We start from the raw sequence: 25,670 nt of genomic DNA, 5'->3' as shown, positions 1-25,670 counted from the left end.
CCGGCTGAACACCGCGTTCAGCCGGTCCTGCCCGGCGGTCCCGCCCGCGAGACTTCTCCGTCCGGACGGACTCGGTGCCCGGTCGGCGGGCGGGACAGGTGAGGGGCGCTCAGCAGGAGCAGGGGCGGCGGCTCATGCCACGGGTCGCGCCACGGCTCCCGCCGCCGCGCAGCACCCCCGCCGCGATCAGGGCGACCGCCCCGGCCGCGCCCGCGATCAGCACCGGGCGCGGCACCCCGCGCAGGCCCTCGGCGGCCTTGCGGGCGGGCGGCGCGAGCTGTCGCTGGGCCACGGCGGCCCGGTCCTGCACGCGGTGCCCGGCGTCCATCGCCCTGCTCTGGGCCTGGCGTCCGGCCTCCAGGGCGCGGTCGCGCAGGGGCCGGCCGTCATGGGCGCCGCCGTGCTGGGCGACCCGGCTCTGGAGCGTGTGCCCGGTGCGCGCGGCCGTCCCCTGCACCGCGTGGCCCGCCTGTGCGGCCCGCCCCTTCATCGCGTGCGCCGCGTGCGTGGCCCGGCCCTGGGCGCCGTGCCCGGCCTGGGCGGCGCTGGAGCGCAGCTGCACCTTCATGGCGCCGGCCTTGTCCTTCAGATCGGCGGCCCGCGCCCGCGCACGCCCCTTCACATCGACGCGGTCCACCAACTGGGCCACGGTGTCGCCGAGTTGGTTCCTGGTCTGCGCGATCTGCGCGCGCAGCTCGTCGGGGCCCTTGGCGCCCGAGCCGTGCGGGTTCCTCTGGGTCATCGATGTGCCCTTTCCTTGATCACGTCGACATCGGCCCGGACGCTGCCGAGGGTCTCCTCCGGCACGGGCGATCCGGCGCGGCGCAGCTGGGCGCGTCCGGTGACGGCCAGGACGGCGGCCACGGCGAACAGCACGGCCGCGACGATCAGCGCCGCCGCCCACAGGGGCAGCACCAGGTCGAGGGCGGCGGTGGCCGCGCCGGCCAGCACGATCAGTCCGACGTAGCCGAGGGCGCCCGCGGCGCCCAGCAGCCCGCCGCCGGTCCCGGCCCGTTTGCCCTTCTGGGCCAGCTCCGCCTTGGCGAGGGCGACCTCCTGCCGCAGCAGCAGGGAGAGCTGTTCGGTGGCGCGATTGACGAGTTCCCCCGTGGAGGGGTGCCCGTCGAGTGCGGGGCGTGTGTGCGGTCGTGTGTGCGAGGTCATGGTCACGGTGTCCCGCCTCCTTCCTGTACGGGAACATCCGGGTACCCGGGCCGGGCGACGTCAGCCGCCCTTGTCCGCTCCCCCGGTCCCGCGGTCGCCGAGACGCCCGAGCTGGGACTGGAACCAGTCGAGCCGTGCCTGCAACAGGGCCGCCTCGGCGACCAGTTCGGGCACGCCCCAGTCGGTGCCCGTCGCCGGTTCGGTGACGGTCCCGGCCGAGGCGCCGCCGTCCGCCCGTACCCGCAGGCCCTCCCCGGCGAGCCGGGCGAACTCCGCGAGGGTGACGGCCGTACGGCCGCGCGCGCAGACCGCGCAGCAGGGGGCGAGGGCGCGCCGGCCGGGCCGGCCCCAGCCGGCGTCGGCCAGCAGGGCCGCGGTGGCGCCGCAGGCGCAGGGGCCCGCGGTGGCGGTGCGCACCCGCTGGCGGGCGTAGCGGAAGCCGCGCTCGAAGCGGATGTAGGCGCCGAGCACGGAGACCTCCAGGAGGAGCGCGGTGCGGTGCTCGGCGGTGCAGCGCAGGGCGTCGGCGGCGGCGCGGTCGTGGACGCAGTGGAATCCGCAGTCGCACAGGCGCGCGGGTGGGCGGTGCCTGCGGCCGTAGACGCAGGACGCCTGGTCGAGCACCCCGTACGGAAGCGCGCCGCCGAGCGACACCCCGGTGAACCCCGCCCGGGTGCCGTCCGGGGACAGCACCGGGTGGGCGATCTTGTAGCCGGTCGGCGGCTCCGTGGGGCGTTCTGCCGGGAGCCGGAGCCTCATCGGCCTGCCGGAACCTCTTCACGGGCCGGCTCGGCCGGTGCGGTACGGGCGGCCTCGGCGGGCTGCCGGACCGTCTCTTCCTCGTCGTGGATTCCCGGCCGCTCCTCGGCGACGCCGGTGGCCAGTGCCTTGCCGAGCTTCATGGTGCCTCCATGGCTCACGTCGGTGATGACCCTCCGCCCATGGTGACCCATGAACGGCCGACTTGGACACACGACCTTGCGCCACACCCGAACAAGTAAGCAAACTTACGAATACCGTGAAGAAGAATTAAGTGGAGCTACATCGACCCGCTGCCGACACTAACGGGTATGACGATCACACACAGCCCCTCCCCCTTCGGCCGCGTCCTGTGCGCGATGATCACCCCGTTCACCGAGGAGGGGGCGCTGGACCGGTCCGGCGCCCAGGAACTGGCCGCCCACCTGGTCGCGGAGGGCTGCGACGGGCTGGTCCTCAACGGCACCACGGGCGAGTCGCCGACCACCACCGACGGCGAGAAGGCGGAGCTGATCACGGCCGTACGGGAGGCGGTCGGCGCGCGGGTCCCCCTGATCGCGGGCATCGGCACCGCCGACACCCGGCACACCACCGAACTGGCCCTCGCCGCCGAGAAGGCGGGCGCCGACGCCGCGCTGGTCGTGGCGCCCTACTACAGCAGGCCGCCCCAGGAGGCCGTCGCCGCGCACTTCCGCGCCGTCGCCGACGCGAGCGGACTGCCGGTCCTGCTCTACGACATCCCGGGCCGCACCGGCACCCGCATCGAACCGGAGACGATCCTCCGTCTCGCCGGCCACCCACGGATCGCCGGCGTCAAGGACTGCTCCTACGACCTCCTGGGCGCCCAGAAGGTACTCGCCCGCACGGAGTTGGCCTATTACGCGGGCTGCGACGAGCACAACCTCGCCCTGTACGCCGTCGGCGCGGCGGGCTGCATCAGCACCGTCGCCAACGCCGCCCCGCGCCACACCCGCGCCGTCCTCGACGCCTTCGACGCGGCCGACACCGCGCGGGCGCGGCGACTCCAGCTGCGGGCGACCCCGTTGATCGAGGCCATGACGGCCGCGGACCTGCCCGGGACGGTCACCGCCAAGGCCCTCCTGTCCCGGCTCGGCCTGCCCGCGGGCCCGGTCCGCGCCCCACTGCTGCCCGCCTCTCCGCAGGTGACAGCCGAACTGCACGCCCGCTTCGAAGAACTGACCGAATCCTGATCCGCGCTCCCCCCGTCTGCCGTACGGTGTCCCCGTGAGCCGCCCCCTGCTCTTCCTGGACGTCGACGGTCCGCTCAACCCGTACGGCGCCCGACCGGAGCGCCGGCCGGAGGGTTATACGACGATCCGGGTGCCGCTGGCCTCCTCCCGCCGCCCCCTGCGGGTCTGGCTGAATCCGGCCCACGGCCCCGCGCTGCTGGCCCTCGGCTACGAGCTGTGCTGGGCGACGACCTGGATGGCCGAGGCCAACCACTGGATCGCCCCTGTCCTCGGACTGCCCGAACTGCCGTACGTCGACTTCGGCGCGGGCCTGTTCGCGCACCGGTCCGACGGGGTGCACTGGAAGACGGAGGCGATCGTGGCGTACGCCGGGGGCCGGCCGTTCGCCTGGGTCGACGACGAACAGAGCACCGAGGACGCGGTGTTCGTGACCGACCACCACCCGGGCCCCGCCCTCCTCCACCATGTGGACCCCCGCATCGGCCTGCGCGAGGGCGACTTCACCACCCTGGCGGAGTTCGCGGCCGGCCTGACCTGACCGAGCGCCCCTCACCACGCGGGCGAGGGGCGCTCCGGGCTTGCGGGGCCGGTCAGTTGTGGCTGTGCAGGATGTCGTTCAGGCCGCCCCAGACCGCGTTGTTCGGGCGGGCCTCGACCGTGCCGGTGACCGAGTTGCGGCGGAAGAGGATGTGGGAGGCGCCGTTGAGGTCGCGGGCCTTGACGATCTGGCCGTCGGGCATGGTGACGCGGGTCCCGGCGGTGACGTACAGACCGGCCTCCACCACGCACTCGTCGCCGAGGGCGATGCCGACGCCCGCCTCGGCGCCGACCAGGCAGCGCTCGCCGATGGCGATGATCACATTGCCGCCGCCGGACAGGGTGCCCATGGTGGAGGCGCCGCCGCCGATGTCCGAGCCGTCGCCGACGACGACACCGGCCGAGATCCGGCCCTCGACCATCGAGGTGCCGAGCGTGCCGGCGTTGAAGTTGACGAAGCCCTCGTGCATCACGGTGGTGCCCTCGGCCAGGTGCGCGCCCAGCCGGACCCGGTCGGCGTCGGCGATGCGGACGCCCTTGGGAGCCACGTAGTCCGTCATGCGGGGGAACTTGTCGATCGAGGTGACCTGGAGGTGCAGGCCCTCGGCGCGGGCGTTCAGCCGCACCTTCTCGATGTCGTCCACGGCGACCGGGCCGAGCGAGGTCCAGGCGACGTTGGCGAGGTGGCCGAAGATGCCGTCCAGGTTCTGGCCGTGCGGCTTGACCAGGCGGTGCGAGAGCAGGTGCAGGCGCAGATAGGTGTCGTGCGCGTCCAGCGGCTTCTCGTCCAGCGAGGCGATGACCGTGCGGACCGCGACCACCTCGACGCCCCTGCGGGCGTCCGGGCCGATCGCCGCGGTCGCGCCGCCGCCCAGCAGCTCCGCCGCGCGCTCGGCGGACAGCCGCTCGGTGCCGGCCGGGCCCGGCTCGGCGACCAGCTCGGGCGCGGGGAACCAGGTGTCGAGAACGGTGCCGTCGGAGGCGATCGTGGCGAGGCCGGCGGCGACGGCGCCGGTGGTACGGGAAGCAGTGTCGGTCATGGGACAAAACCTAACGTGGCACGGGGTGCGGGGGCGAACCGTGTCTCATGTGCCGGTCGCGGGATCCGCCTTCACCCGATCCGCCGGCCCCCGGCCGGACACCCTCCCGTTCGGCCGATCACCCGCCCGAGCGCCTCCCGCGCGTACGCCTCGTCGTACGACCCGCCCGTCAGCAGCACCTGGAGGCAGATCCCGTCCATCAGCGCGAGCAGCGCCCGCGCCGTCACCGCGTCGACCCGGGCGGACAGCCGCGCGCCGGTCTCCTCGGTCCACCGGGCGGCGACGGGCCGCAGGGCCGGGCGGCGCAGGGCGGCGAGGTACAGCTCGTACTCCAGCTCCGCGCCCGGACGGTCGCCGTTCAGCCAGTCGCCGAGGACCCGGGCGAGCCCGGCCGCGAGATCGCCGCAGGCCAGCGCCCCGCCGGCGTCGAGCGCCGCCGCGAACCCCTCGTTCGCCTGGCTCAGGGCGGCCACCAGCAGATCGTCCAGGGTGGCGAAGTGGTACGTGGTGGAGCCGAGCGGCACATCCGCCTCGGCCGCGACCGTGCGATGGCTCAGCCCGGCGAGCCCGTCCCGCCCGGCCACCCGGATCGCCGCGTCGATGATCCGCTGGCGCCGGCCGGGGTCGTAGCGCCGGGCCATCAGTGGCTCGTCCCGCCGAGGTTCAGCACCACCACGCCCCCGATGATCAGCAGGATCCCCGCCACCTTGACCGCGTCGAGCCCCTCCCCGAACAGCAGCAGCCCGAGCACCGCGATGGCCGCGGTCCCCACCCCGGACCAGATCGCGTACGCCGTACCGATCTGCACCGTCTTGAGCGTCTGCGCCAGCAGCAGGAAAGACACCAGATACCCCAGCGCCGTCACCAGCGAGGGTCCGAGCCGGGTGAACCCATGGCTGTACTTCATCGCCGTCGTGGCGGTCACCTCGGCGGCTATGGCGCCGGCGAGCGTCAGATATCCCATGTGTACGAGCGTACACAGGATGTGTACGGCCGTACATGACGACGGTGCGACGCGTAGGCGAACAGGGGGCGCCGGGGCGGGCGCCGGGCATGCGAAAGGGGCCACGGCATTCCTGCCATGGCCCCTCGCACAAGCTCTGTGCCAGACGCTGTCAGACGTTGAAACCCAGCGCGCGCAGCTGCTCACGGCCCTCGTCCGTGATCTTGTCCGGGCCCCACGGCGGCATCCAGACCCAGTTGATCCGGAGCTCGTTGACGATGCCGTCCGTGGCGGACTTGGCCTGGTCCTCGATGACGTCCGTCAGCGGGCAGGCCGCGGAGGTCAGGGTCATGTCCACGGTGGCCACGTTGGAGTCGTCCACGTGGATGCCGTAGATCAGGCCGAGGTTGACGACGTCGATGCCCAGCTCGGGGTCGACCACGTCCATCAGGGCCTCACGGAGTTCCTCCTCCGAGGCCGGCTTCATCTCGACGGTGTCGCTCATGCGGTCTTCCTTTCGGCTTCGGCGCCACCCAGCGCCTGGGCCGTCGCGTCCTTCCACGCCATCCAGCTCAGGAGGGCGCACTTGACCCGCGCGGGGTACTTGGAGACACCGGCGAACGCGACCGCGTCCTCCAGCACCTCCTCCATCGCGTCGTCCGGCTCGATCTTGCCCTTGGACTGCATCAGCTCCAGGAACGTCTCCTGGATCTTCTGCGCCTCGGGCAGGTCCTTGCCGACCAGGAGGTCGTTCAGCACGGAGGCCGATGCCTGGCTGATCGAGCAGCCCTGGCCCTCGTACGAGACGTCCGCGATCTTCGTGCCGTCGTACTTCACACGGAGGGTGATCTCGTCGCCGCACGTCGGGTTCACATGGTGCACCTCGGCGTCGCCATCCCGGAGACCACGCCCGTGCGGGTTCTTGTAGTGGTCCAGGATGACTTCCTGGTACATGGAGTCCAGCTTCACGGTTTTCGACACGCCTCTCAGCCGAAGAAGTTCCGTACGTGCTCCAGACCGTCGACCAGAGCGTCGATCTCGGCCGGCGTGGAGTACAGATAGAACGACGCTCGCGTGGTCGCGGGAATTCCGTAGCGCAGGCAGACCGGACGGGCACAGTGGTGGCCGACGCGGACCGCGATGCCCTGCTCGTCCAGGACCTGGCCCACGTCGTGCGGGTGGATGTCGCCCAGGGTGAAGGAGATCGCGGCGCCCCGGTCCTCGGCCGTGGTCGGGCCGATGATCCGCAGATCGGGGACCTGGGCCAGCCGCTCCACCGCGTACTGGGTGAGCGCGTGCTCGTGCGCGAGGATCTTCTCCATGCCGATCGCCTGGAGGTAGTCGATCGCCGCGCCCAGGCCGACCGCCTGCGCGATCGGGGGCGTGCCCGCCTCGAACTTGTGCGGCGCGGGGGCGTACGTCGAGGAGTGCATCGAGACGGTCTCGATCATCTCGCCACCGCCCAGGAACGGCGGCAGGTCCTCCAGCAGCTCCTGGCGGCCCCACAGCACGCCGATGCCGGTCGGACCGCACATCTTGTGGCCGGTGAAGGCCACGAAGTCGGCGCCGAGGGCCTGGACGTCCACCGGCATGTGCGGCGCGGCCTGGGAGGCGTCGACGCACACCAGCGCGCCGACCTCCTGGGCGCGGCGCACTATCGCCTCGACCGGGTTGACGGTGCCGAGGATGTTCGAGACCAGCACGAAGGAGACGATCTTCGTCTTCTCGGTGATGATCTCGTCGATGTTCGACAGGTCCAGGCGGCCGTCGTCGGTCAGGCCGAACCACTTCAGCTTCGCGCCGGTGCGCTGCGCCAGCAGCTGCCACGGCACGATGTTGGAGTGGTGCTCCATCTCCGTGATGACGATCTCGGTCTCGTGGTCGACCCGGTAGGGCTCGTCGGCCCAACCGAGCATGTTGGCCACGAGGTTGAGGGACTCGGAGGCGTTCTTGGTGAAGATCACCTCGTCGCGGCTCGGGGCGTTGACGAACTCCGCCACCTTGTCGCGCGCGCCCTCGTAGAGTGCCGTGGCCTCCTCGGCGAGGACGTGCACGCCGCGGTGGACGTTGGCGTTGTAACGCTCGTAGTACTCGTTGAGGGCGTCCAGCACCTGGCGCGGCTTCTGGCTGGTCGCCGCGTTGTCCAGGTACACGAGCTTCCTGCCGTCGTGGACGACACGGTCCAGGACGGGGAAGTCCTTGCGGATCGCCTCGGTGTCGAGGAGGCCCGACAGCTGTGTCACGCGGATGCGCCACCCTTCACGTATGCCTCGTAGCCCTCGTTCTCCAGCTTGTCCGCGAGCTCCGGGCCGCCGGACTCGACGATGCGGCCCGCAGAGAAGACGTGGACGTGGTCGGGCTTGATGTAGCGCAGGATGCGCGTGTAGTGCGTGATCAGCAGGGTGCCGACCTCGCCCGTCTCGCGGACGCGGTTGACGCCCTCGGAGACGATGCGCAGCGCGTCGACGTCCAGGCCCGAGTCGGTCTCGTCCAGGATCGCCATCTTCGGCTTGAGCAGTTCGAGCTGGAGGATCTCGTGGCGCTTCTTCTCGCCGCCGGAGAAGCCCTCGTTGACGTTGCGCTCGGCGAAGGCGGGGTCCATGTGGAGACGCTCCATGGCCTCCTTGACCTCCTTCACCCAGGTGCGCAGCTTCGGGGCCTCGCCGCGCACGGCGGTGGCGGAGGTGCGCAGGAAGTTGGAGACCGAGACGCCGGGGACCTCGACCGGGTACTGCATGGCCAGGAACAGGCCGGCGCGGGCGCGCTCGTCGACGGACATCTCCAGGACGTCCTCGCCGTCGAGCAGCACGGTGCCCTCGGTGATCGTGTACTTCGGGTGACCCGCGAGCGAGTAGGCGAGGGTCGACTTGCCGGAGCCGTTGGGGCCCATGATGGCGTGCGTCTCGCCCTGCTTCACGGTCAGGTCGACGCCCTTGAGGATCTCCTTCGTGGCGTTGTCGGCCTCGACGGTGACGTGCAGGTCTCGGATTTCAAGCGTTGCCATGGATGCCTCAGGACTCCTGGGTGAGGGAGACGAGCACGTCGTCCCCTTCGATCTTTACGGGGTATACGGGTACGGGGCGCGTCGCGGGGAGGCCGGACGGCTTGCCGGTACGCAGGTCGAACGCGGAGCCGTGCAGCCAGCACTCGATCTGGCAGTCCTCCACCTCGCCCTCGGAGAGCGAGACGTTCGCGTGGGAGCAGATGTCGTAGATCGCGAACACCTCACCCTCGGTGCGGACGACCGAGACCGGCGTGCCGTCGAGTTCCACCCGCCTGGGGGTGTCCTCCTCCAGCTCGCTCAGCCCACAGGCGCGTACGAAACTCATGCGACCGAGGCCTCCAGCTCCTGCCCGATCCTGGCGAGCAGACGCTCCTCGATGTCGGCGACGCCGATCTGCTGGACGAGTTCGGCGAAGAAGCCGCGGACCACCAGGCGGCGGGCGTCCTGCTCGGGGATGCCGCGGGCCATCAGGTAGAAGAGCTGCTCGTCGTCGAAGCGGCCGGTGGCGGAGGCGTGGCCGGCGCCCACGATCTCGCCGGTCTCGATCTCCAGGTTCGGCACCGAGTCGACGCGGGCGCCGTCGGTGAGGACCAGGTTGCGGTTCATCTCGTAGGTGTCGGTGCCCTCGGCCTTGGCCTCGATGAGCACGTCGCCGATCCAGACCGCGTGCGCGTCGTCGCCCTGGAGCGCGCCCTTGTAGACGACGTTCGACTTGCAGTGCGGGGTGTTGTGGGTGACCAGGAGGCGGTGCTCCTGGTGCTGGCCCGCGTCGGTGAAGTACAGGCCGTACAGCTCGGCCTCGCCGCCGGGGCCCGCGTAGGCGACACGCGGGTGCAGCCGTACGACGTCGCCGCCGAAGGTGACGACGACCGACTTGAAGGACGCGTCCCGGCCGATCAGCGTGTTGTGCTGGGCGGTGTGGACGGCCTTGTCGTCCCAGTCCTGGACGGAGACGACGGTCAGCTTGGCGCCGTCGCCCAGCACGTACTCGACGTTGGCAGCGAGCACCGCGTCGCCGGTGTGGTCGATGACGACCACGGCCTCGGCGAAGGCGCCCAGCTCGATCACCTGGTGGGCGAAGGCGGTGCCGCCCTGGCCGTGCACGGCGATGCGGACCGGCTCGGTGAGCACGGTCTCCTTGGGGACGGTCACGACCGAGGCCTGCTCGAAGGCGGAGTACGCCTGGGCGGCGATCCGGTCCACGGGGGTGCCCGCGCGGCCGAGGCGCGCGTCGTCGCGGCCCACGGTCTCCACGACGACGCCCTCGGGGGCCTGCACGTCGACCTTCACGCCGTCACCGGTGGCGACGGCGGTGCCGTCGTGCAGCCCGCGCAGGCGCTCCAGCGGGGTGAACCGCCACTCCTCCTCGCGGCCGTGCGGGACGGGGAAGTCCGCGACGTCGAAGGACGGGGGCACGCTCATGCGCGTGGCGACGGTCGACTCCGCGGCCACCGCGATCTGGCCGGCGGTGGTGGAGCCCACCGGGATGTTCTGGGCCTCAGCCATGGCTGTCGTATTGCTCGCTTTCTCAGGTCAGTGGCGTGATGGTGGGGCGGTGGGCGGTCAGCCGACCGCGCCTTCCATCTGCAGCTCGATCAGCCGGTTGAGTTCGAGCGCGTACTCCATGGGCAGCTCCTTGGCGATCGGCTCGACGAAGCCGCGCACGATCATCGCCATCGCCTCGAACTCGGTCAGACCACGGCTCATCAGGTAGAAGAGCTGGTCCTCGGAGACCTTGGAGACGGTCGCCTCGTGACCCATGGACACGTCGTCCTCGCGGACGTCGACGTACGGGTACGTGTCGGAGCGGGAGATGGTGTCGACGAGCAGCGCGTCGCACAGCACGTTCGACTTGGAGCCGTGGGCGCCCTCGCCGATCTCGACCAGGCCGCGGTACGAGGTGCGGCCGCCGCCGCGCGCCACGGACTTCGACACGATGTTGGACGAGGTGTTCGGCGCCATGTGGACCATCTTGGAGCCGGCGTCCTGGTGCTGGCCCTCGCCCGCGAAGGCGATGGACAGGGTCTCGCCCTTGGCGTGCTCGCCCATCAGGTAGACGGCCGGGTACTTCATCGTCACCTTGGAGCCGATGTTGCCGTCGATCCACTCCATGGTCGCGCCCTCGTACGCCACGGCGCGCTTGGTGACCAGGTTGTAGACGTTGTTCGACCAGTTCTGGATGGTCGTGTAGCGGCAGCGGGCGTTCTTCTTGACGATGATCTCGACCACGGCGCTGTGCAGCGAGTCCGACTTGTAGATCGGCGCGGTGCAGCCCTCGACGTAGTGCACGTAGGCACCCTCGTCGACGATGATCAGGGTCCGCTCGAACTGGCCCATGTTCTCCGTGTTGATACGGAAGTAGGCCTGGAGCGGGATCTCCACGTGCACGCCCTTCGGCACGTAGATGAAGGAGCCGCCGGACCACACGGCCGTGTTCAGCGCGGCGAACTTGTTGTCGCCGGCCGGGATGACCGTGCCGAAGTACTCCTTGAAGAGCTCCGGGTGCTCCTTGAGGGCGGTGTCGGTGTCCAGGAAGATGACGCCCTGCTCCTCCAGGTCCTCGCGGATCTGGTGGTAGACGACCTCCGACTCGTACTGGGCGGCCACGCCGGCGACCAGGCGCTGCTTCTCGGCCTCGGGGATGCCCAGCTTGTCGTACGTGTTCTTGATGTCCTCGGGCAGGTCCTCCCAGGACTCCGCCTGCTTCTCCGTGGAGCGCACGAAATACTTGATGTTGTCGAAGTCGATGCCCGACAGGTCGGAGCCCCAGTTCGGCATGGGCTTCTTCTCGAAGAGCCTGAGGCCCTTGAGGCGCAGCTTGGTCATCCACTCCGGCTCCGACTTCTTGTCGGAGATGTCGCGGACGACGTCGTCGTTCAGACCGCGCCGGGCGGAGGCACCGGCCACGTCGGAGTCGGCCCAGCCGTATTCGTAGTTGCCCAGGCCCTCCAGCTCAGGGTGGGCAGTCTCCGTGGGGAGAGTCATGCGGGGTTCCTCCCGGCCGTGCTTGCAGGTGCGTCAGTGGAAATCTTGGGAATGAACGTCGTGCAGACGCCGTCGCCGTGCGCGATGGTCGCCAGTCGCTGGACGTGGGTACCCAGCAGCTCGGCGAAGATCTCCGTCTCCGCCTCGCACAGCTGCGGGTACTGCTCCGCGACATGGGCGACCGGGCAGTGGTGCTGGCAGAGCTGCTCGCCGACCGGTGCGCTGCGCGCCGTAGCAGCGTACCCGTCCGCGCTCAAGGCCTTGGCCAGCGCTTCCGCGCGCTTGTCGGGGCTCACGCCCTCGATCGCCCGGCGGTACGCCCTCGCCTGGGAGGCGATCCGGGCGCGGGCGAAGGCGGCGACCGCGCCGGACCCGCCCTCGTGCTCGGCGATCCAGCGCAGCGCGTCCGCGGCCAGCTTGTCGTACGACTGGTCGAAGGCGTCGCGGCCGCAGTCGGTGAGCGCGAAGACCTTGGCGGGGCGGCCGCGCGTGCGTGTGCCGTACACCCGCTGCTCCCGGGCCTCCACCACGTCGTCCGCGGCCAGCGCGTCCAGATGGCGCCGGACGGCCGCCTGGGTCAGTCCCAGCCGGCCCGCGAGTTCGGCGACGGTCGAGGGCCCGTGGTCCAGGATGGATCGCACGACGCGGTTGCGCGTGGAGCGCTCACCGGTCGCGAGCTCCTCCTGCGGGGCCCCCGTGGGGGCCTCCCGAGCCTCGCCGACGTTTTTCACAACGCCATTGTTGCGTAATTCATCCGGGCCTGACAAGCGCCGTCGGGATCATCGACGGTGCCCTGCGTCACTTAGGTATACCTAATCTGACCTGCGAAAATGATCTCTGATCGATCATCCGGAGACCGCTCGGCAGGCAATCCGTCGGCGCCCCGTCCGCCCGTCCGGAAGGCTCTCCGGCCATGGTCACACCCCCTCCGACCGGGCCTCTTGCCACCGGGACGACATCGCCGCCGGACTGCGGCGGCTCGGCTTCGAGCGCGGCGAGACGCTCTTCGTACATTCGTCCCTAAGTTCGCTCGGGTGGGTGAACGGCGGGGCCGTTGCGGTCGTCAAAGCGCTCCTCGACGCGCTCGGTCCCCGCGGCACCCTGGTCGTCCCGGCCCAGTCCTCCGACCTCTCGGACCCGGCCGAATGGGTGAACCCGCCGGTGCCCGAGGAGTGGCGGGACCGGATCCGGGCCACCATCGCCACCGTACGACCCCCTGATCACCCCCGCCTCGGCGTCGGGGTGATTCCGGAGACGGTGCGCACCCGGCCGGGCGCCCTGCGCAGCGCGCACCCGCAGACCTCCTTCGCGGCCCTCGGCGCCCCGCGCGCGGGAGGGGAGGCCCGTCGCCCGGGGCGGGGTGGGCGCGGCCGACGCCCGGCTGTTCCCGTCGGCGGACGCCGTGGACCCACGCCGAGCGGTGGCTCCGCGCGCGCAGGCCCGTCACCTACGGGTTCCCGCACCCCCGCGACTGATCGGCGAGCGCTCTCCCTAGACTCAGGTCCCATGCGAAGTGAGCCCGTGGTCCAGGTCCAGGCCCTGGTGAAGCGGTACGGCACGAAGACCGCGGTGAACGGCCTCGACCTGGAGGCCAGGGCCGGTGTGACCGCCGTTCTCGGACCCAACGGCGCCGGCAAGACGACGACGGTCGAGACCTGCGAGGGGTACCGGAAGCCGGATTCCGGCACGGTGCGCGTCCTGGGCCTCGACCCCGTGCGGCAGTCGGCCGAGCTGCGGCCCCGGATCGGTGTGATGCTCCAGTCCGGCGGCGTGTACTCCGGCGCCCGCGCGGACGAGATGCTGCGCCATGTCGCCAAGCTGCACGCCCACCCGCTGGACGTGGCCGCCCTGATCGAACGACTCGGCCTCGGCAGCTGCGGCCGTACCTCCTACCGTCGGCTCTCCGGCGGCCAGCAGCAGCGCCTCGCGCTCGCCATGGCCGTCGTCGGCCGCCCGGAACTGGTCTTCCTGGACGAGCCGACCGCGGGCCTCGACCCGCAGGCCCGCCGGGCCACCTGGGACCTGGTGCGGGACCTGCGCGCCGACGGCGTCTCGGTGATCCTCACCACGCACCACATGGACGAGGCCGAGGAACTCGCCGACGACGTCGCGATCATCGACGGCGGCAAGGTCATCGCCCAGGGCTCCCCGGAAGAGCTGTGCAAGGGCGGCGCCGAGAACACCCTGCGCTTCTCCGGCCGCCCCGGACTCGACGTCGCCTCGCTGCTCAAGGCCCTCCCGGACGGCTGCACCGCCGCCGAGCTGACCCCGGGCGCCTACCGCGTCGTCGGCCAGGTCGACCCGCAGCTGCTGGCCACCGTGACCTCCTGGTGCGCCCAGCACGGCGTGATGCCGGACCGCATCTCGGTCGAACGGCACACCCTGGAAGACGTCTTTCTGGAGCTGACCGGCAAGGAGCTGCGTTCATGATCTCGACCCGCACGGAGATCGGCCGGGGGCCCGGGGGTCGCCCCCCAGGAGGACACAGCCTGGAGCTGACCGGCAAGGAGCTGCGCTCATGACCACCGCGCCGGGTACGTACGCGCCCAAGCCGGGGGCCGCGCCCCTGCCCCGCATGATCGCGGCGCAGGCGGCCCTGGAGACCAGGATGCTGCTGCGCAACGGCGAGCAGCTGCTGCTGACGGTCGTCATCCCGACCCTGCTGCTGGTGCTGTTCAGCTCCGTGGACATCGTGGACACCGGCAAGGGCAAGGCCGTCGACTTCCTCGCGCCGGGCATCCTCGCCCTCGCCGTGATGTCGACCGCGTTCACCGGACAGGCCATCGCCACCGGCTTCGAGCGCCGCTACGGCGTCCTCAAGCGGCTCGCCGCCTCGCCGCTGCCGCGCTGGGCCCTGATGGCCGCCAAGACGGCGTCCGTGCTGGTCACCGAGGTGCTCCAGGTGATCCTGCTGGCGGCGATCGCCCTGGCGCTCGGCTGGTCCCCGCACGGCAACCCCGCCGCCGTGCTGCTCCTCCTGGTCCTCGGCACCGCCGCCTTCTCCGGGCTCGGCCTGCTGATGGCCGGCACCCTGAAGGCGGAGGCGACGCTGGCCGCGGCCAACCTGGTGTTCCTGCTGCTGCTCGTCGGCGGCGGGGTCATCGTGCCGCTGGACAAGTTCGGCTCGGCCGGACAGCACATCCTCGGCCTGCTGCCCATCTCCGCCCTCTCCGACGGCCTGCGGGACGTGCTCCAGCACGGCGCCGGGATGCCCTGGGGCGACCTGGGGATCCTCGCCGTGTGGGCGGTCGTGGGGCTCGCGGCGGCGGGCAAGCTCTTCCGCTGGGAGTGAGCGGGGCTTCCAGGGCCGGCGGCCCGGAAGTGAGCGGCGACACGGCGCCCGTACGGGACCCTCGTGAAAGCGTGCACAAGCAGCGGCCTACGATGGTGGGCGTGCCAAAGCTGAACCGCGCCGACGCCGTAGCGGCCCTGCGTAATCCGCTCGCCTTCATCGCCGACCGCTGGACCCCGAAGCCGGGGACCGTGCAGCGGGCGGCCCTCATCGCGCTCGTGATGTCGGTGGTGATCGTCGTCACCGGCGGTGCCGTACGGCTGACCAGCTCGGGCCTCGGCTGCCCGACCTGGCCCGAGTGCACCGACGGGTCCCTGACGCCGACACAGGCGCTGAGCTATCACAGCGCCATCGAGTTCGGCAATCGCATGCTGACCTACGTGCTGTGCGCGGCGGTCGGCTGGGCGATCATCGCCGCCCGCGCCGAGAAGCCGTACCGGCGCGCTCTGACCCGCCTCGGCTGGGCGCAGTTCTGGCTGGTGATGGGCAACGCGGTGCTCGGCGGCATCGTGGTGCTGGTCGGCCTCAACCCGTACACCGTCGCCGCGCACTTCCTGCTGGCGACCGCGCTGATCACGGTCGCCGCGGTGATGTGGCAGCGCACCCGCGAGGGCGACACGGCGCCCCGGCCGCTGGTCGGCAAGGCCGTGGTGCAGCTGGTGTGGTTCCTGGTGGTCGCGGCCGTGCTGCTCATCGCGGCCGGCACCGTGGTCACCGGCGCGGGCCCGCACGCGGGCGACTCCAGCGATGTGAAGCGGATCCCGATCGACTGGGAGACCGTGGCCAAGCTGCACGCGGTGCTCGCGTGGATCGTGGTGACGCTGACGTTCGCCCTGTGGTTCATCCTCAAGGCCGTCGACGCCCCGCGCGGCCCGCTGGCCCGCACCCGGGAACTGTTCCTGATCCTGCTGAGCCAGGGGGCGGTGGGCTACATCCAGTACTTCACGCACCTGCCCGAGCTGCTGGTCGGCCTCCACATGCTCGGCTCCTGCCTGGTGTGGATCGGCGTCCTGCGGGTCCTGCTGGCGCTGCGCGAGCGCCCGGAGACGGAGCTGGAAGTACCCGAGCCCGCGGCCACGGTTCCCACGAACGCCTGACGCGCCCCTACGAGCGTCTCGCTCACCCGGGCCCGGCGATCAGCCCGTCGATCGCCGGGCCCTCAGCGCGCCCCGCCGGGTGAGCCACATGCCGCCGCCCACCGGGGCGCGACCTCTCGTACGGCCTTCAGACCCGGCGGCGCGGGAAACACCGCGATACCGGCCGCTGTGGGCGCCCCACAGGGGCGCGGGGAACCGCTCGATCAGCCACGAGGCACCCGCACGCGGCAGCACGACCGCATCCGCATCCGCTCGAAGCTAGCCCCCGACCTGGATCCCGGCCATCCGCTTCCACTCGTACGGCCCGGTCGTCACCTTCGCCGCGAACTCACCGTCAAACGCCTCGTGCCGGGTGATCCCGGCCTTCTCCACCGCCTGCTCGGCGATCGCGTAGGAGGGGGCCACCACATCGCCCCAGCCGCCGTCCTCGCCGACGAGCACGATCCGCGCCCCGCGCTCCCCGATGTACGCCACCTGCCCCTCCGCACCGCCGTGGGCCTTGGAGAAGGCGCTGATCCTCCGGGCGAGCCGGGCCACCGTGCGCTCGGCCTTCGCGTCAACCTGCTGCGTGTCTGCCATGCCTGGATGCTACCGACGAGTAGATCAAACGGCGACGGGAGGGGTGCGTGGCCTTGACCACGCACCCCTCCCGTCGGAACGCCTCGGGAAGCAGAAGGTGCGTCAGCGCAGGAACGGGTCCACCGCGACGGCGACGAAGAGGATCGACACATAGGTGATCGACCAGTGGAACAGCCGCATCTCCTTGAGCTTCGCGCCGGTCACCTCGGCCTTCGCCCGGTTCTGGAGCCCGTGCGCCTCCCACAGCCAGAAGCCGCCGGCCGCGAGGGCCACCACCGTGTAGAACCAGCCCGTGTACCCCAGCGGGGTGAGCAGCAGCGAGACGACGACCATCACCCAGCTGTAGATGACGATCTGCCGGGCCACGACCTTGTTGGAGGCGATCACCGGGAGCATCGGCACACCGGCGCGCGCGTAGTCCTCCTTGACCTTCATGGACAGCGGCCAGTAGTGCGGCGGCGTCCAGAAGAACATCACCAGGAACAGGATGATCGGTGCCCAGGACATCGAGTCCGTGACCGCGGACCAGCCGATCAGCACCGGCAGACAGCCCGCGATGCCGCCCCACACGATGTTCTGCGCGGTGCGGCGCTTGAGGATCATCGTGTAGACGACGACATAGAAGAGCAGCGCGCCGAGCGACAGCCAGGCACTGAGCCAGTTGACGGTCAGCCCGAACAGCAGCGTGGAGACGACCCCGAGGGCGATGCCGAAGGCCAGGCACTCGCGCGGGCTGACCATCCCGGTCACCAGCGGCCGCTGCGCGGTGCGGTCCATGACGGCGTCGATGTCGCGGTCGATGTACATGTTCAGCGCGTTGGCGCCGCCCGCGGAGAGGTAACCGCCGAGGCAGGTCAGCAGCACCAGCTTCAGATCGGGCACACCCTGCTGCGCCAGGAACATCACCGGCACGGTGGTGATGAGCAGCAGCTCGATGATCCGCGGCTTGGTCAGCGCCACGAATGCCTTGGCACGGGCCCCGAACGGCCGGTGGGCCGGGCTCGGGTTCGTACCACCGAGCACGGCAGCTGGACGGGATTCGACGGCCGTCACGCACACCCCTGACAGAGACATCCCAGCGAGCCTCCCCCGGATGAGGTCTTCATGAAGGGCTCGCGCGTACCACGCCACTTTAGACGTTGCCCATACCCCGGCCTTCGCGGGGGTGGGGTCGTGTTGGCGGTCACACGGACGGGCCCCCGCGGGGCGCTCCCGGGACGTCTCGGAACACCGTTTGTCGGAGATCGCAAAAGAGGGCACCCACCACTCTTTTGAGCGGTCAGATGAGCGTCTCTTTATTCATGTGCCAAATGCCGTCCCGACCAGTCGGGAGGCGGATCCCGTCGATGCCCGGCAGTCTGGAAACACCCGCGAAAACGCACGTCCTTACGAGGGTAGGCTCGACAACGGCCGGCGGGCAGAAGCACGCCGGCGGCCGGGTGGGCGCATGCCCCGAAGACCGGCGACCGACATGTGGAGAGGAGCCCTGACCCAGGGTGAGCACCAAGCCGACCACCACAGACCTTGAGTGGACCGACCTGGACCAGCGGGCCGTGGACACCGCCCGAGTCCTGGCCGCCGACGCCGTACAGAAGGTCGGCAACGGCCATCCCGGTACGGCGATGAGCCTGGCCCCCGCCGCCTACACCCTCTTCCAGAAGGTGATGCGGCACGACCCGGCCGACCCGGAGTGGGTGGGGCGCGACCGCTTCGTGCTGTCCGCCGGCCACTCCTCCCTGACCCTCTACACCCAGCTCTACCTGGCCGGCTTCGGCCTGGAGCTGGCGGACCTGGAGTCCTTCCGCACCTGGGGTTCCAGGACCCCGGGCCACCCGGAGTACGGACACACCAAGGGCGTCGAGACCACCACGGGCCCGCTGGGCCAGGGTGTGGCCAACGCGGTGGGCATGGCGATGGCCGCCCGCTACGAGCGCGGTCTGTTCGACCCGGAGGCCGCCCAGGGCGAGTCGCCGTTCGACCACTTCATCTACTGCATCGCCGGTGACGGCTGCCTCCAGGAGGGCATCTCCGCCGAGGCGTCCTCGCTGGCCGGCCACCAGAAGCTCGGTAACCTGATCCTGCTGTGGGACGACAACCACATCTCGATCGAGGGCGACACCGAGACGGCCGTCTCCGAGGACACCGCCAAGCGCTACGAGGCGTACGGCTGGCACGTCCAGCGCGTGGAGCCGAAGGCGGACGGCGACCTGGACCCGGCGGCGATCTACGCCGCGATCCAGGCGGCCAAGCAGGTCACCGACCGGCCCTCCTTCATCGCGATGCGCTCGATCATCGCCTGGCCGGCCCCGAACGCCCAGAACACCGAGGCCGCGCACGGCTCGGCGCTCGGCGCGGACGAGGTCGCGGCCACCAAGCGCGTCCTCGGCTTCGACCCGGAGCAGTCCTTCGCCGTCGAGGACGCTGTGATCACGCACACCCGCAAGGCCCTGGAGCGCGGCGCCCGCGCGAAGGCCGAGTGGGAGAAGGCCCTCCAGGTGTGGCGGGACGACAACCCCGAGCGCGCCGCCGAGTTCGACCGCATCGCGGCGGGCGAGCTGCCCACCGGCTGGGAGGAGAAGATCCCGGTCTTCGAGCCCGGCAAGTCGGTCGCCACCCGTGCCGCCTCCGGCAAGGTGCTCCAGGCGCTCGGCCCGGTGATCCCCGAGCTGTGGGGCGGCTCCGCCGACCTCGCCGGCTCGAACAACACCACGATCGACAAGGCCAGCTCCTTCCTGCCCGAGGGCAACCCGCTGCCGGAGGCCGACCCGTACGGCCGGACGATCCACTTCGGCATCCGCGAGCACTCCATGGGCGCCGAGCTGAACGGCATCACCCTGCACGGCAACACCCGTGTCTACGGCGGCACCTTCCTCGTCTTCTCCGACTACATGCGCAACGCCGTGCGCCTGTCGGCCCTGATGCACCTGCCGGTGACGTTCGTGTGGACGCACGACTCCATCGGCCTCGGCGAGGACGGCCCCACCCACCAGCCGGTCGAGCACCTGGCCTCGCTGCGCGCCATCCCGGGCCTGAACATCGTCCGCCCGGCCGACGCCAACGAGACCGCGATCGCCTGGCGCGAGGTCCTCAAGCGCTACACCAAGGAGTTCGGCAAGGGCCAGCCGCACGGCTTCGCGCTGACCCGTCAGGGCGTGCCGGCGTACGAGCCCAACGAGGACGCGGCGAAGGGCGGTTACGTCCTGTTCGAGGCCGAGGGCGGTGAGCCGGAGGTCATCCTGATCGCCACCGGTTCCGAGGTGCATGTGGCGGTTGAGGCGCGTGAGCTGCTCCAGGCCGACGGCGTCGCGACGCGCGTCGTGTCCATGCCCTCGGTCGAGTGGTTCGAGCAGCAGGACCAGGGGTACCGGGACTCCGTGCTGCCGCCGTCCGTCAAGGCCCGTGTCTCCGTGGAGGCGGGCATCGGGCTGACGTGGCACAAGTACGTCGGGGACGCCGGCCGCATCGTCTCCCTGGAGCACTTCGGTGCCTCCGCGGACGGCAAGGTGCTCTTCGAGGAGTTCGGCTTCACCGCGGAGAACGTGGCCGCGAAGGCCCGGGAATCCATCGCCGCCGCCCAGCGCTGACGCTCATATACGACACGTAGGAGATGTAATTCCATGACAGACGCACTCAAGCGCCTCTCCGACGAAGGCGTCGCGATCTGGCTGGACGACCTGTCGCGCAAGCGGATCACGTCCGGCAACCTCGCCGAGCTGATCGACCAGCAGCACGTCGTGGGCGTCACCACGAACCCGACGATCTTCCAGAAGGCGATCTCGCAGGGCGACGGCTACGACCTCCAGGTCTCGGACCTCGCCGCCCGCAAGGTCACCGTCGAAGAGGCCATCCGCATGATCACCACGGCGGACGTCCGCGACGCCGCCGACATCCTGCGCCCGGTCTTCGACGCCACGGACGGCCAGGACGGCCGGGTCTCCATCGAGGTCGACCCCCGTCTCGCGCACAACACCAAGGCGACCGTCGCCGAGGCCAAGCAGCTGGCCTGGCTGGTGGACCGCCCCAACACCCTGATCAAGATCCCGGCCACCCAGGGCGGTCTGCCGGCGATCACCGAGGTCATCGGCCTGGGCATCAGCGTCAACGTCACGCTGATCTTCTCCCTCGAGCGCTACCGCCTGGTCATGGACGCCTACCTCTCCGGCCTGGAGAAGGCCAAGGAGCGCGGCCTGGACCTGTCGAAGATCCACTCGGTGGCGTCCTTCTTCGTGTCCCGCGTGGACACCGAGATCGACCGCCGTATCGACGAGATGGGCACCGACGAGGCCAAGGCGCTGCGCGGCAAGGCCGGCGTGGCCAACGCGCGCCTCGCCTACCAGGCGTACGAGGAGGTCTTCTCCTCCGACCGCTGGAACGTGCTGGAGAACGCGGGCGCCAACAAGCAGCGTCCGCTGTGGGCCTCCACCGGTGTGAAGGACCCGGCGTACAAGGACACCATGTACGTCGAGGAACTGGTCGCGCCGAACACGGTCAACACCATGCCGGAGGCCACCCTGGAGGCCACCGACGACCACGGCGAGATCCGCGGCGACGCGGTCACCGGCACCTACGCCGGGGCCCGCGCCGACCTGGACGCGCTGGAGAAGATCGGCATCTCGTACGACGAGGTCGTACAGGTGCTGGAGGACGAGGGCGTCGACAAGTTCGAGACGTCCTGGAACGACCTGCTGAAGTCCACCCAGGCGGAGCTCGAGCGCCTCGCCCCTTCGGAGGGCTGACTTGTCACCCGTTTCGGGATCCGGAGCGACGAACCCGCTCCGTGACCCGGCCGACCGACGGCTCCCGCGTATCGCGGGGCCGTCGGGTCTGGTCATCTTCGGGGTCACGGGCGACCTGTCGCGCAAGAAGCTGATGCCCGCGGTGTACGACCTCGCCAACCGGGGTCTGCTGCCGCCGGGCTTCTCGCTGGTGGGCTTCGCCCGCCGCGAGTGGGCCGACGAGGACTTCGCGCAGGAGGTCCACGACGCCGTCAAGGCGCACGCCCGTACGCCGTTCCGCGAGGAGGTCTGGCAGCAGCTCATCCAGGGGATGCGCTTCGTGCAGGGCACCTTCGACGACGACGAGGCGTTCGAGCGGCTGCGCTCCACCATCGAGGAGCTGGACAAGGCACAGGGCACGGGCGGCAACTTCGCCTTCTACCTGTCGGTGCCGCCGCGCTCCTTCCCGGTGGTCATCCAGCAGCTGAAGAAGCACGGACTCGCCGACCAGTCCGGCGGTTCCTGGCGGCGCGCGGTCATCGAGAAGCCGTTCGGACACGATCTGAAGTCGGCCGAGGAACTGAACGCCATCGTGCACGAGGTGTTCGCCCCGGACCAGGTCTTCCGGATCGACCACTACCTCGGCAAGGAGACCGTCCAGAACATCCTGGCGCTGCGCTTCGCCAACACGATGTTCGAGCCGATCTGGAACCGGTCCTTCGTGGACCATGTCCAGATCACCATGGCCGAGGACATCGGCATCGGCGGCCGGGCCGGCTACTACGACGGTATCGGCGCCGCCCGTGACGTCATCCAGAACCATCTGCTCCAGCTGCTCGCGCTGACCGCGATGGAGGAGCCCGCCTCCTTCGACGCGCAGGCGCTGGCCGCGGAGAAGACCAAGGTGCTCGGTGCCGTACGGCTGCCGAAGGACCTGGGCAAGGGCACCGTGCGCGGACAGTACGCGGCGGGCTGGCAGGGCGGCGAGAAGGTCATCGGCTACCTCGAAGAGGACGGCATCGACCCGAAGTCGAAGACCGACACGTACGCGGCGATCAAGGTCGGCATCGACAATCGCCGCTGGGCGGGCGTCCCCTTCTATCTGCGCACCGGCAAGCGGCTCGGCCGCCGGGTGACGGAGATCGCCGTCGTCTTCCAGCGGGCCCCGCACTCCCCCTTCGACCACACGGCGACGGAGGAGCTGGGCCAGAACGCGATCGTGATCCGCGTCCAGCCGGACGAGGGCATCACGGTCCGCTTCGGCTCCAAGGTGCCGGGCACCTCGATGGAGATCCGGGACGTGTCCATGGACTTCGCCTACGGCGAGTCGTTCACGGAGTCCAGCCCGGAGGCGTACGAGCGGCTCATCCTGGACGTGCTGCTCGGCGACGCCAACCTCTTCCCGCGCACGGAGGAGGTCGAGCTGTCCTGGAAGATCCTCGACCCGATCGAGCAGTACTGGGACAGGCACGGCAGGCCCGCGCAGTACCAGTCGGGCACCTGGGGCCCCGCCGAGGCGGACGAGATGCTCGCACGAGACGGACGGAGCTGGCGCAGGCCATGAAGATCGACCTGACCGACACCACCGCCGGCGAGATCAACAAGGGGCTCGTGCGGGGCCGCCGCGCCATCGGCACGCCCGCCGTCGGCATGGTTTTGACCCTCGTCATCGTCACCGACGAGGAGAACGCCTACGACGCCCTGAAGGCCGCCAACGACGCCTCGCGCGAGCACCCCTCGCGCACGCTGGTGGTCATCAAGCGGATCTCCCGCACCTCGCGCGACCGCACCAGCTCGCGCCTCGACGCCGAGGTGCGGGTGGGCGCGGAGGCGGGCACCGGCGAGACGGTCATCCTGCGGCTGTACGGCGAGGTGTCCCAGCACGCCGACTCGGTCGTGCTGCCGCTGCTGCTGCCGGACGCCCCGGTGGTCGTGTGGTGGCCGGTGAACGCCCCGCTGGACCCGGCGAAGGACCCGCTGGGCGCGCTGGCCCAGCGCCGGGTCACCGACACCTACACCGCCGAGGAGCCGGTGCGGGAACTCGCGGCCCGCGCCGACGCCTACACCCCCGGCGACACCGATCTGTCCTGGACCCGGATCACGCCCTGGCGCTCGATGCTGGCGGCCGCCCTGGACCAGGTCGACTGCCGGGTGGAGGCGGTCGAGGTGCAGGGCGAGGCGTTCAACCCGAGCTGCGAGCTGCTGGCGATGTGGCTCGCGGACCGGCTGGACGTGCCGGTACGGCGTTCCCCGTCCGCCGGGCCCGGTCTGACCGGGGTCCGCATGGAGACGACGTGCGGACCGATCACCCTGGACCGCGCGGACGGCTCGCTGGCCACGCTGTCCATCAAGGGGCAGCCGGCCCGCGCGGTGGCGCTCAACCGGCGCGACACCGCCGAGCTGATCGCGGAGGAGCTGCGTCGGCTGGACCCGGACGACACCTACGCGTCGGCGCTGCGGTACGGAGTGGACCGGCTGGAGACGGTTCCGGAGCAGGAGACTTCGGACGCGGATTCCGCTTCGGGTTCGGCTTCGGACGCTCCTTCGGAGTCGGATTCGGCTTCCGAGGGTTCGGCTTCCGAGGGCGGGGCGAAGCCGGCCGCCGAGCCGGAGCCCGTCGAGGAGGCGGCCAAGGCGCCCGCGAAGAAGGCGACGTCGTCCCGGGCCGCGAAGAAGGCTCCCTCCAGGAAGGCGACGGCGAAGTGAGCACCCCCCAGCTGGTCGTCCACCGCGACAAGGAACTGATGGCCCAGGCCGCCGCGGCGCGCCTGATCACGAAGATCGTGGACGCGCAGGCCTCCCGGGGCACCGCGTCCGTGGTCCTCACCGGCGGCCGCAACGGCAACGGTCTGCTGGCCGCGCTGGCCGAGGCACCCGCCCGGGACGCCGTGGACTGGACCCGTCTCGACCTGTGGTGGGGCGACGAACGCTATCTGCCCGAGGGCGACCCGGAGCGCAATGTCACCCAGGCCCGCGCGGCCCTGCTGGACTCCGTCCCGCTGGACCCGGAGCGCGTGCACGCCATGCCCGCCTCCGACGGGCCGTACGGCACGGACGTCGAGGCGGCGGCCGAGGCGTACGCGGCGGAGCTGGCGAAGGCGGCCGGCCCTGAGAACCATGGCTCGGTGCCCACCTTCGACGTGCTGATGCTGGGCGTCGGCCCGGACACCCATGTGGCCTCGCTCTTCCCGGAGCTGCCGGCCGTGCGGGAGACCGAGCGCACGGTGGTGGGTGTGCACGGCGCGCCCAAGCCGCCGCCGACCCGGATCTCGCTCACCCTGCCCGCGATCCGCTCGGCCCGTGAGGTCTGGCTGCTCGCGGCGGGCGAGGACAAGGCGGAGGCGGCGGCCATCGCCCTGTCCGGCGCGGGTGAGATCCAGGCCCCGGCGGCGGGCGCCCGCGGCCGGAGCCGCACCCTGTGGCTGCTGGACTCGGCGGCGGCCTCCCAGCTGCCGCGCACGCTGTATCCGCCGGCGTCCCCGTGACGTCGGTCGGCGGGTAGGCGAAGGAGACGGCGGGGGCCGATGGTCCCCGCCGTCTCCCGTTCCGGGACTCAGCGGCCGTACGAGTACCGGGAGTCGTACGGTGTCCGGCCGAGGTGCGGCGCCGGATGGTCCGCCAGCCGTATGCCGAACCGCCGCTTCAGGACGGCCAGTTCGTACAGCGCTATCCCGGTGACCGTCACCGGGGCGCCGAGGATGAACACGATGCCGAGGGTGAGCCCGAGGCCGTGCAGATCGCCCGTGAACAGATCGGGCAGGGCCATCAGCCAGGCGGTGACGATGGCGAGCAGGGGCGGCAGTCCGCGGTGCACGGCGGCCGTGCCGAAGAAGTTTCCGGTGACGCGCAGGGCCCCGGCGCCGACGAACCAGACCAGCCACAGTGTCAGCGGACCCAGCGGGAGGATCAGCAGTCCCGCGCCCAGTCGGCTGCTGTTCTGGAGCAGGAAGAGGGTCAGGGCCGCCGCGGCCACGAAGGTGAGCAGCAGCCCCAGGGCCCGCAGCAGCAGCGGGCGCAGGGAGCGCAGGCTGCCGCCGCGCCGCCAGATCCACAGCATCACCCCGACCGTCAGCGGGGCGATCACCAGCAGCACCCCGCAGGCGATCAGCAGGTTCTCCAGCATCTCCGTGAGGGCGAAGCCGCCCTGTACGAAGGTGTAGACGCCGACGGCGGCGACGGTGCCCGCGGCCACCCGGATCCGCTTGAGCTGTTCGACGCCCGGATCGAGCGGTTCCGGTATCCAGGCGGGGTGGAACACCGCCCATGCCGCGTGATGGGCTTTCAGGTAGTTGCGTTTCCCCTGGGCACCCGGTGCCCGGTTTCCCCGTGCCACTGCGCACTCCC

Annotated in this window: 28 protein-coding genes and 1 pseudogene; 11 read left to right on the top strand and 18 right to left on the bottom strand. The window is 71.0% G+C overall.

Going from position 1 to position 25,670, the window contains the following annotated elements; genetic code table 11:
• Positions 1 to 109: 109 nt before the first annotated feature.
• From QHG49_RS26685 to QHG49_RS26670, 4 genes are read right to left on the bottom strand one after another with little or no spacing between them, the layout of a single operon-like run.
• Positions 110 to 742 (bottom strand): DUF3618 domain-containing protein, encoded by a 633-nt coding sequence (locus QHG49_RS26685; RefSeq protein WP_301491593.1) that lies wholly within the window; start codon positions 740 to 742, stop codon positions 110 to 112.
• Complete coding sequence (locus QHG49_RS26680; RefSeq protein WP_145489284.1) at positions 739 to 1,164, bottom strand: phage holin family protein; 426 nt, start codon at positions 1,162 to 1,164, stop codon at positions 739 to 741. The genes QHG49_RS26685 and QHG49_RS26680 overlap by 4 nt, the downstream gene beginning before the upstream one ends.
• Before the next feature lie 60 nt (positions 1,165 to 1,224).
• Positions 1,225 to 1,923, bottom strand: coding sequence for a hypothetical protein (locus QHG49_RS26675; RefSeq protein WP_145489127.1), 699 nt, complete (start codon positions 1,921 to 1,923; stop codon positions 1,225 to 1,227).
• Complete coding sequence (locus QHG49_RS26670) at positions 1,920 to 2,066, bottom strand: hypothetical protein (protein ID WP_167532379.1); 147 nt, start codon at positions 2,064 to 2,066, stop codon at positions 1,920 to 1,922. The genes QHG49_RS26675 and QHG49_RS26670 overlap by 4 nt, the downstream gene beginning before the upstream one ends.
• 168 nt (positions 2,067 to 2,234) lie before the next feature.
• Between QHG49_RS26670 and dapA the strand changes: the two genes are divergently transcribed.
• Entirely contained in the window at positions 2,235 to 3,134 is a 900-nt protein-coding gene (gene dapA, locus QHG49_RS26665) for a 4-hydroxy-tetrahydrodipicolinate synthase (RefSeq protein ID WP_301491592.1), read from the top strand.
• A gap of 34 nt (positions 3,135 to 3,168) precedes the next feature.
• Positions 3,169 to 3,672: a hypothetical protein gene (locus tag QHG49_RS26660; protein WP_186337926.1), complete on the top strand. Its 504-nt coding sequence runs from the start codon at positions 3,169 to 3,171 to the stop codon at positions 3,670 to 3,672.
• Positions 3,673 to 3,724: 52 nt separating this feature from the next.
• On the opposite strand, the gene dapD is transcribed toward QHG49_RS26660, so the two are convergent.
• From dapD to QHG49_RS26605, 11 genes are all read right to left on the bottom strand, one after another.
• The gene (gene dapD / locus QHG49_RS26655; RefSeq protein ID WP_159700308.1) at positions 3,725 to 4,711 is read right to left on the bottom strand and encodes a 2,3,4,5-tetrahydropyridine-2,6-dicarboxylate N-succinyltransferase; all 987 of its coding nucleotides are present in this window, start codon (positions 4,709 to 4,711) and stop codon (positions 3,725 to 3,727) included.
• Positions 4,712 to 4,782: 71 nt separating this feature from the next.
• Complete coding sequence (locus QHG49_RS26650; protein WP_301491591.1) at positions 4,783 to 5,352, bottom strand: TetR/AcrR family transcriptional regulator; 570 nt, start codon at positions 5,350 to 5,352, stop codon at positions 4,783 to 4,785.
• The gene (locus tag QHG49_RS26645; protein ID WP_159700314.1) at positions 5,352 to 5,675 is read right to left on the bottom strand and encodes a multidrug efflux SMR transporter; all 324 of its coding nucleotides are present in this window, start codon (positions 5,673 to 5,675) and stop codon (positions 5,352 to 5,354) included. Before QHG49_RS26645 ends, QHG49_RS26650 begins: the two co-directional genes overlap by 1 nt.
• 151 nt (positions 5,676 to 5,826) lie before the next feature.
• On the bottom strand, positions 5,827 to 6,159 hold the full coding sequence (locus tag QHG49_RS26640) for a metal-sulfur cluster assembly factor (protein ID WP_037656710.1): 333 nt from the start codon (positions 6,157 to 6,159) through the stop codon (positions 5,827 to 5,829).
• On the bottom strand, positions 6,156 to 6,623 hold the full coding sequence (gene sufU / locus QHG49_RS26635) for a Fe-S cluster assembly sulfur transfer protein SufU (protein ID WP_159708046.1): 468 nt from the start codon (positions 6,621 to 6,623) through the stop codon (positions 6,156 to 6,158). Before sufU ends, QHG49_RS26640 begins: the two co-directional genes overlap by 4 nt.
• Positions 6,624 to 6,640: 17 nt before the next feature.
• Positions 6,641 to 7,897 (bottom strand): cysteine desulfurase, encoded by a 1,257-nt coding sequence (locus QHG49_RS26630; protein ID WP_301491590.1) that lies wholly within the window; start codon positions 7,895 to 7,897, stop codon positions 6,641 to 6,643.
• The gene (sufC, locus tag QHG49_RS26625; protein ID WP_145489116.1) at positions 7,894 to 8,658 is read right to left on the bottom strand and encodes a Fe-S cluster assembly ATPase SufC; all 765 of its coding nucleotides are present in this window, start codon (positions 8,656 to 8,658) and stop codon (positions 7,894 to 7,896) included. Before sufC ends, QHG49_RS26630 begins: the two co-directional genes overlap by 4 nt.
• A 7-nt stretch (positions 8,659 to 8,665) precedes the next feature.
• Entirely contained in the window at positions 8,666 to 8,983 is a 318-nt protein-coding gene (locus QHG49_RS26620; protein ID WP_145489114.1) for a non-heme iron oxygenase ferredoxin subunit, read from the bottom strand.
• Complete coding sequence (gene sufD / locus QHG49_RS26615; protein ID WP_145489112.1) at positions 8,980 to 10,164, bottom strand: Fe-S cluster assembly protein SufD; 1,185 nt, start codon at positions 10,162 to 10,164, stop codon at positions 8,980 to 8,982. The genes QHG49_RS26620 and sufD overlap by 4 nt, the downstream gene beginning before the upstream one ends.
• 57 nt (positions 10,165 to 10,221) lie before the next feature.
• The gene (sufB, locus tag QHG49_RS26610; RefSeq protein ID WP_145489110.1) at positions 10,222 to 11,643 is read right to left on the bottom strand and encodes a Fe-S cluster assembly protein SufB; all 1,422 of its coding nucleotides are present in this window, start codon (positions 11,641 to 11,643) and stop codon (positions 10,222 to 10,224) included.
• Positions 11,640 to 12,374: a metalloregulator ArsR/SmtB family transcription factor gene (locus tag QHG49_RS26605; protein WP_159700320.1), complete on the bottom strand. Its 735-nt coding sequence runs from the start codon at positions 12,372 to 12,374 to the stop codon at positions 11,640 to 11,642. The genes sufB and QHG49_RS26605 overlap by 4 nt, the downstream gene beginning before the upstream one ends.
• Before the next feature lie 307 nt (positions 12,375 to 12,681).
• On the opposite strand from QHG49_RS26605, the pseudogene QHG49_RS26600 reads away from it, so the two are divergent.
• From QHG49_RS26600 to QHG49_RS26585, 4 genes and pseudogenes are all read left to right on the top strand, one after another.
• Positions 12,682 to 12,906 (top strand): annotated as a pseudogene (locus QHG49_RS26600) (AAC(3) family N-acetyltransferase); the annotation flags it as partial.
• A 243-nt stretch (positions 12,907 to 13,149) separates the two neighbouring features.
• Positions 13,150 to 14,073: an ABC transporter ATP-binding protein gene (locus QHG49_RS26595; protein WP_301492933.1), complete on the top strand. Its 924-nt coding sequence runs from the start codon at positions 13,150 to 13,152 to the stop codon at positions 14,071 to 14,073.
• Between the two features lie 88 nt (positions 14,074 to 14,161).
• Positions 14,162 to 14,935, top strand: a complete 774-nt coding sequence (locus QHG49_RS26590) for an ABC transporter permease (RefSeq protein WP_301491589.1) — start codon at positions 14,162 to 14,164, stop codon at positions 14,933 to 14,935.
• Positions 14,936 to 15,027: 92 nt separating this feature from the next.
• A complete protein-coding gene (locus tag QHG49_RS26585) occupies positions 15,028 to 16,032 on the top strand; it encodes a heme A synthase (RefSeq protein ID WP_301491588.1) in 1,005 nt (334 codons plus the stop codon).
• Positions 16,033 to 16,290: 258 nt separating this feature from the next.
• On the opposite strand, the gene QHG49_RS26580 is transcribed toward QHG49_RS26585, so the two are convergent.
• Positions 16,291 to 16,611 carry a hypothetical protein gene (locus tag QHG49_RS26580; protein ID WP_145491614.1) on the bottom strand — a complete coding sequence of 107 codons (321 nt, stop codon included), beginning with the start codon at positions 16,609 to 16,611 and terminating at the stop codon, positions 16,291 to 16,293.
• Positions 16,612 to 16,713: 102 nt separating this feature from the next.
• Positions 16,714 to 17,670, bottom strand: a complete 957-nt coding sequence (locus QHG49_RS26575; RefSeq protein ID WP_167532200.1) for a heme o synthase — start codon at positions 17,668 to 17,670, stop codon at positions 16,714 to 16,716.
• A 437-nt stretch (positions 17,671 to 18,107) separates the two neighbouring features.
• On the opposite strand from QHG49_RS26575, the gene tkt reads away from it, so the two are divergent.
• Genes tkt through pgl form a run of 5 tightly spaced genes read left to right on the top strand, consistent with a single transcriptional unit; the run spans position 18,108 to position 24,811 of the window.
• The gene (gene tkt, locus QHG49_RS26570; protein ID WP_145491609.1) at positions 18,108 to 20,195 is read left to right on the top strand and encodes a transketolase; all 2,088 of its coding nucleotides are present in this window, start codon (positions 18,108 to 18,110) and stop codon (positions 20,193 to 20,195) included.
• A gap of 33 nt (positions 20,196 to 20,228) precedes the next feature.
• Entirely contained in the window at positions 20,229 to 21,347 is a 1,119-nt protein-coding gene (gene tal, locus QHG49_RS26565; RefSeq protein WP_145491606.1) for a transaldolase, read from the top strand.
• A 1-nt stretch (position 21,348) separates the two neighbouring features.
• Positions 21,349 to 22,890: a glucose-6-phosphate dehydrogenase gene (zwf, locus tag QHG49_RS26560; protein ID WP_145491603.1), complete on the top strand. Its 1,542-nt coding sequence runs from the start codon at positions 21,349 to 21,351 to the stop codon at positions 22,888 to 22,890.
• Complete coding sequence (opcA, locus tag QHG49_RS26555) at positions 22,887 to 24,032, top strand: glucose-6-phosphate dehydrogenase assembly protein OpcA (protein ID WP_145491600.1); 1,146 nt, start codon at positions 22,887 to 22,889, stop codon at positions 24,030 to 24,032. Before zwf ends, opcA begins: the two co-directional genes overlap by 4 nt.
• The gene (gene pgl, locus QHG49_RS26550) at positions 24,029 to 24,811 is read left to right on the top strand and encodes a 6-phosphogluconolactonase (protein ID WP_301491587.1); all 783 of its coding nucleotides are present in this window, start codon (positions 24,029 to 24,031) and stop codon (positions 24,809 to 24,811) included. Before opcA ends, pgl begins: the two co-directional genes overlap by 4 nt.
• Before the next feature lie 68 nt (positions 24,812 to 24,879).
• Here the strand turns inward: pgl and QHG49_RS26545 are convergent, their stop codons facing one another.
• The gene (locus tag QHG49_RS26545; protein ID WP_301491586.1) at positions 24,880 to 25,659 is read right to left on the bottom strand and encodes a hypothetical protein; all 780 of its coding nucleotides are present in this window, start codon (positions 25,657 to 25,659) and stop codon (positions 24,880 to 24,882) included.
• Positions 25,660 to 25,670 lie beyond the last annotated feature (11 nt).

The organism is Streptomyces sp. WP-1 (assembly GCF_030450125.1).
Classification (GTDB): domain Bacteria; phylum Actinomycetota; class Actinomycetes; order Streptomycetales; family Streptomycetaceae; genus Streptomyces; species Streptomyces incarnatus.
This window is presented reverse-complemented; position numbering and strand designations above follow the sequence as displayed.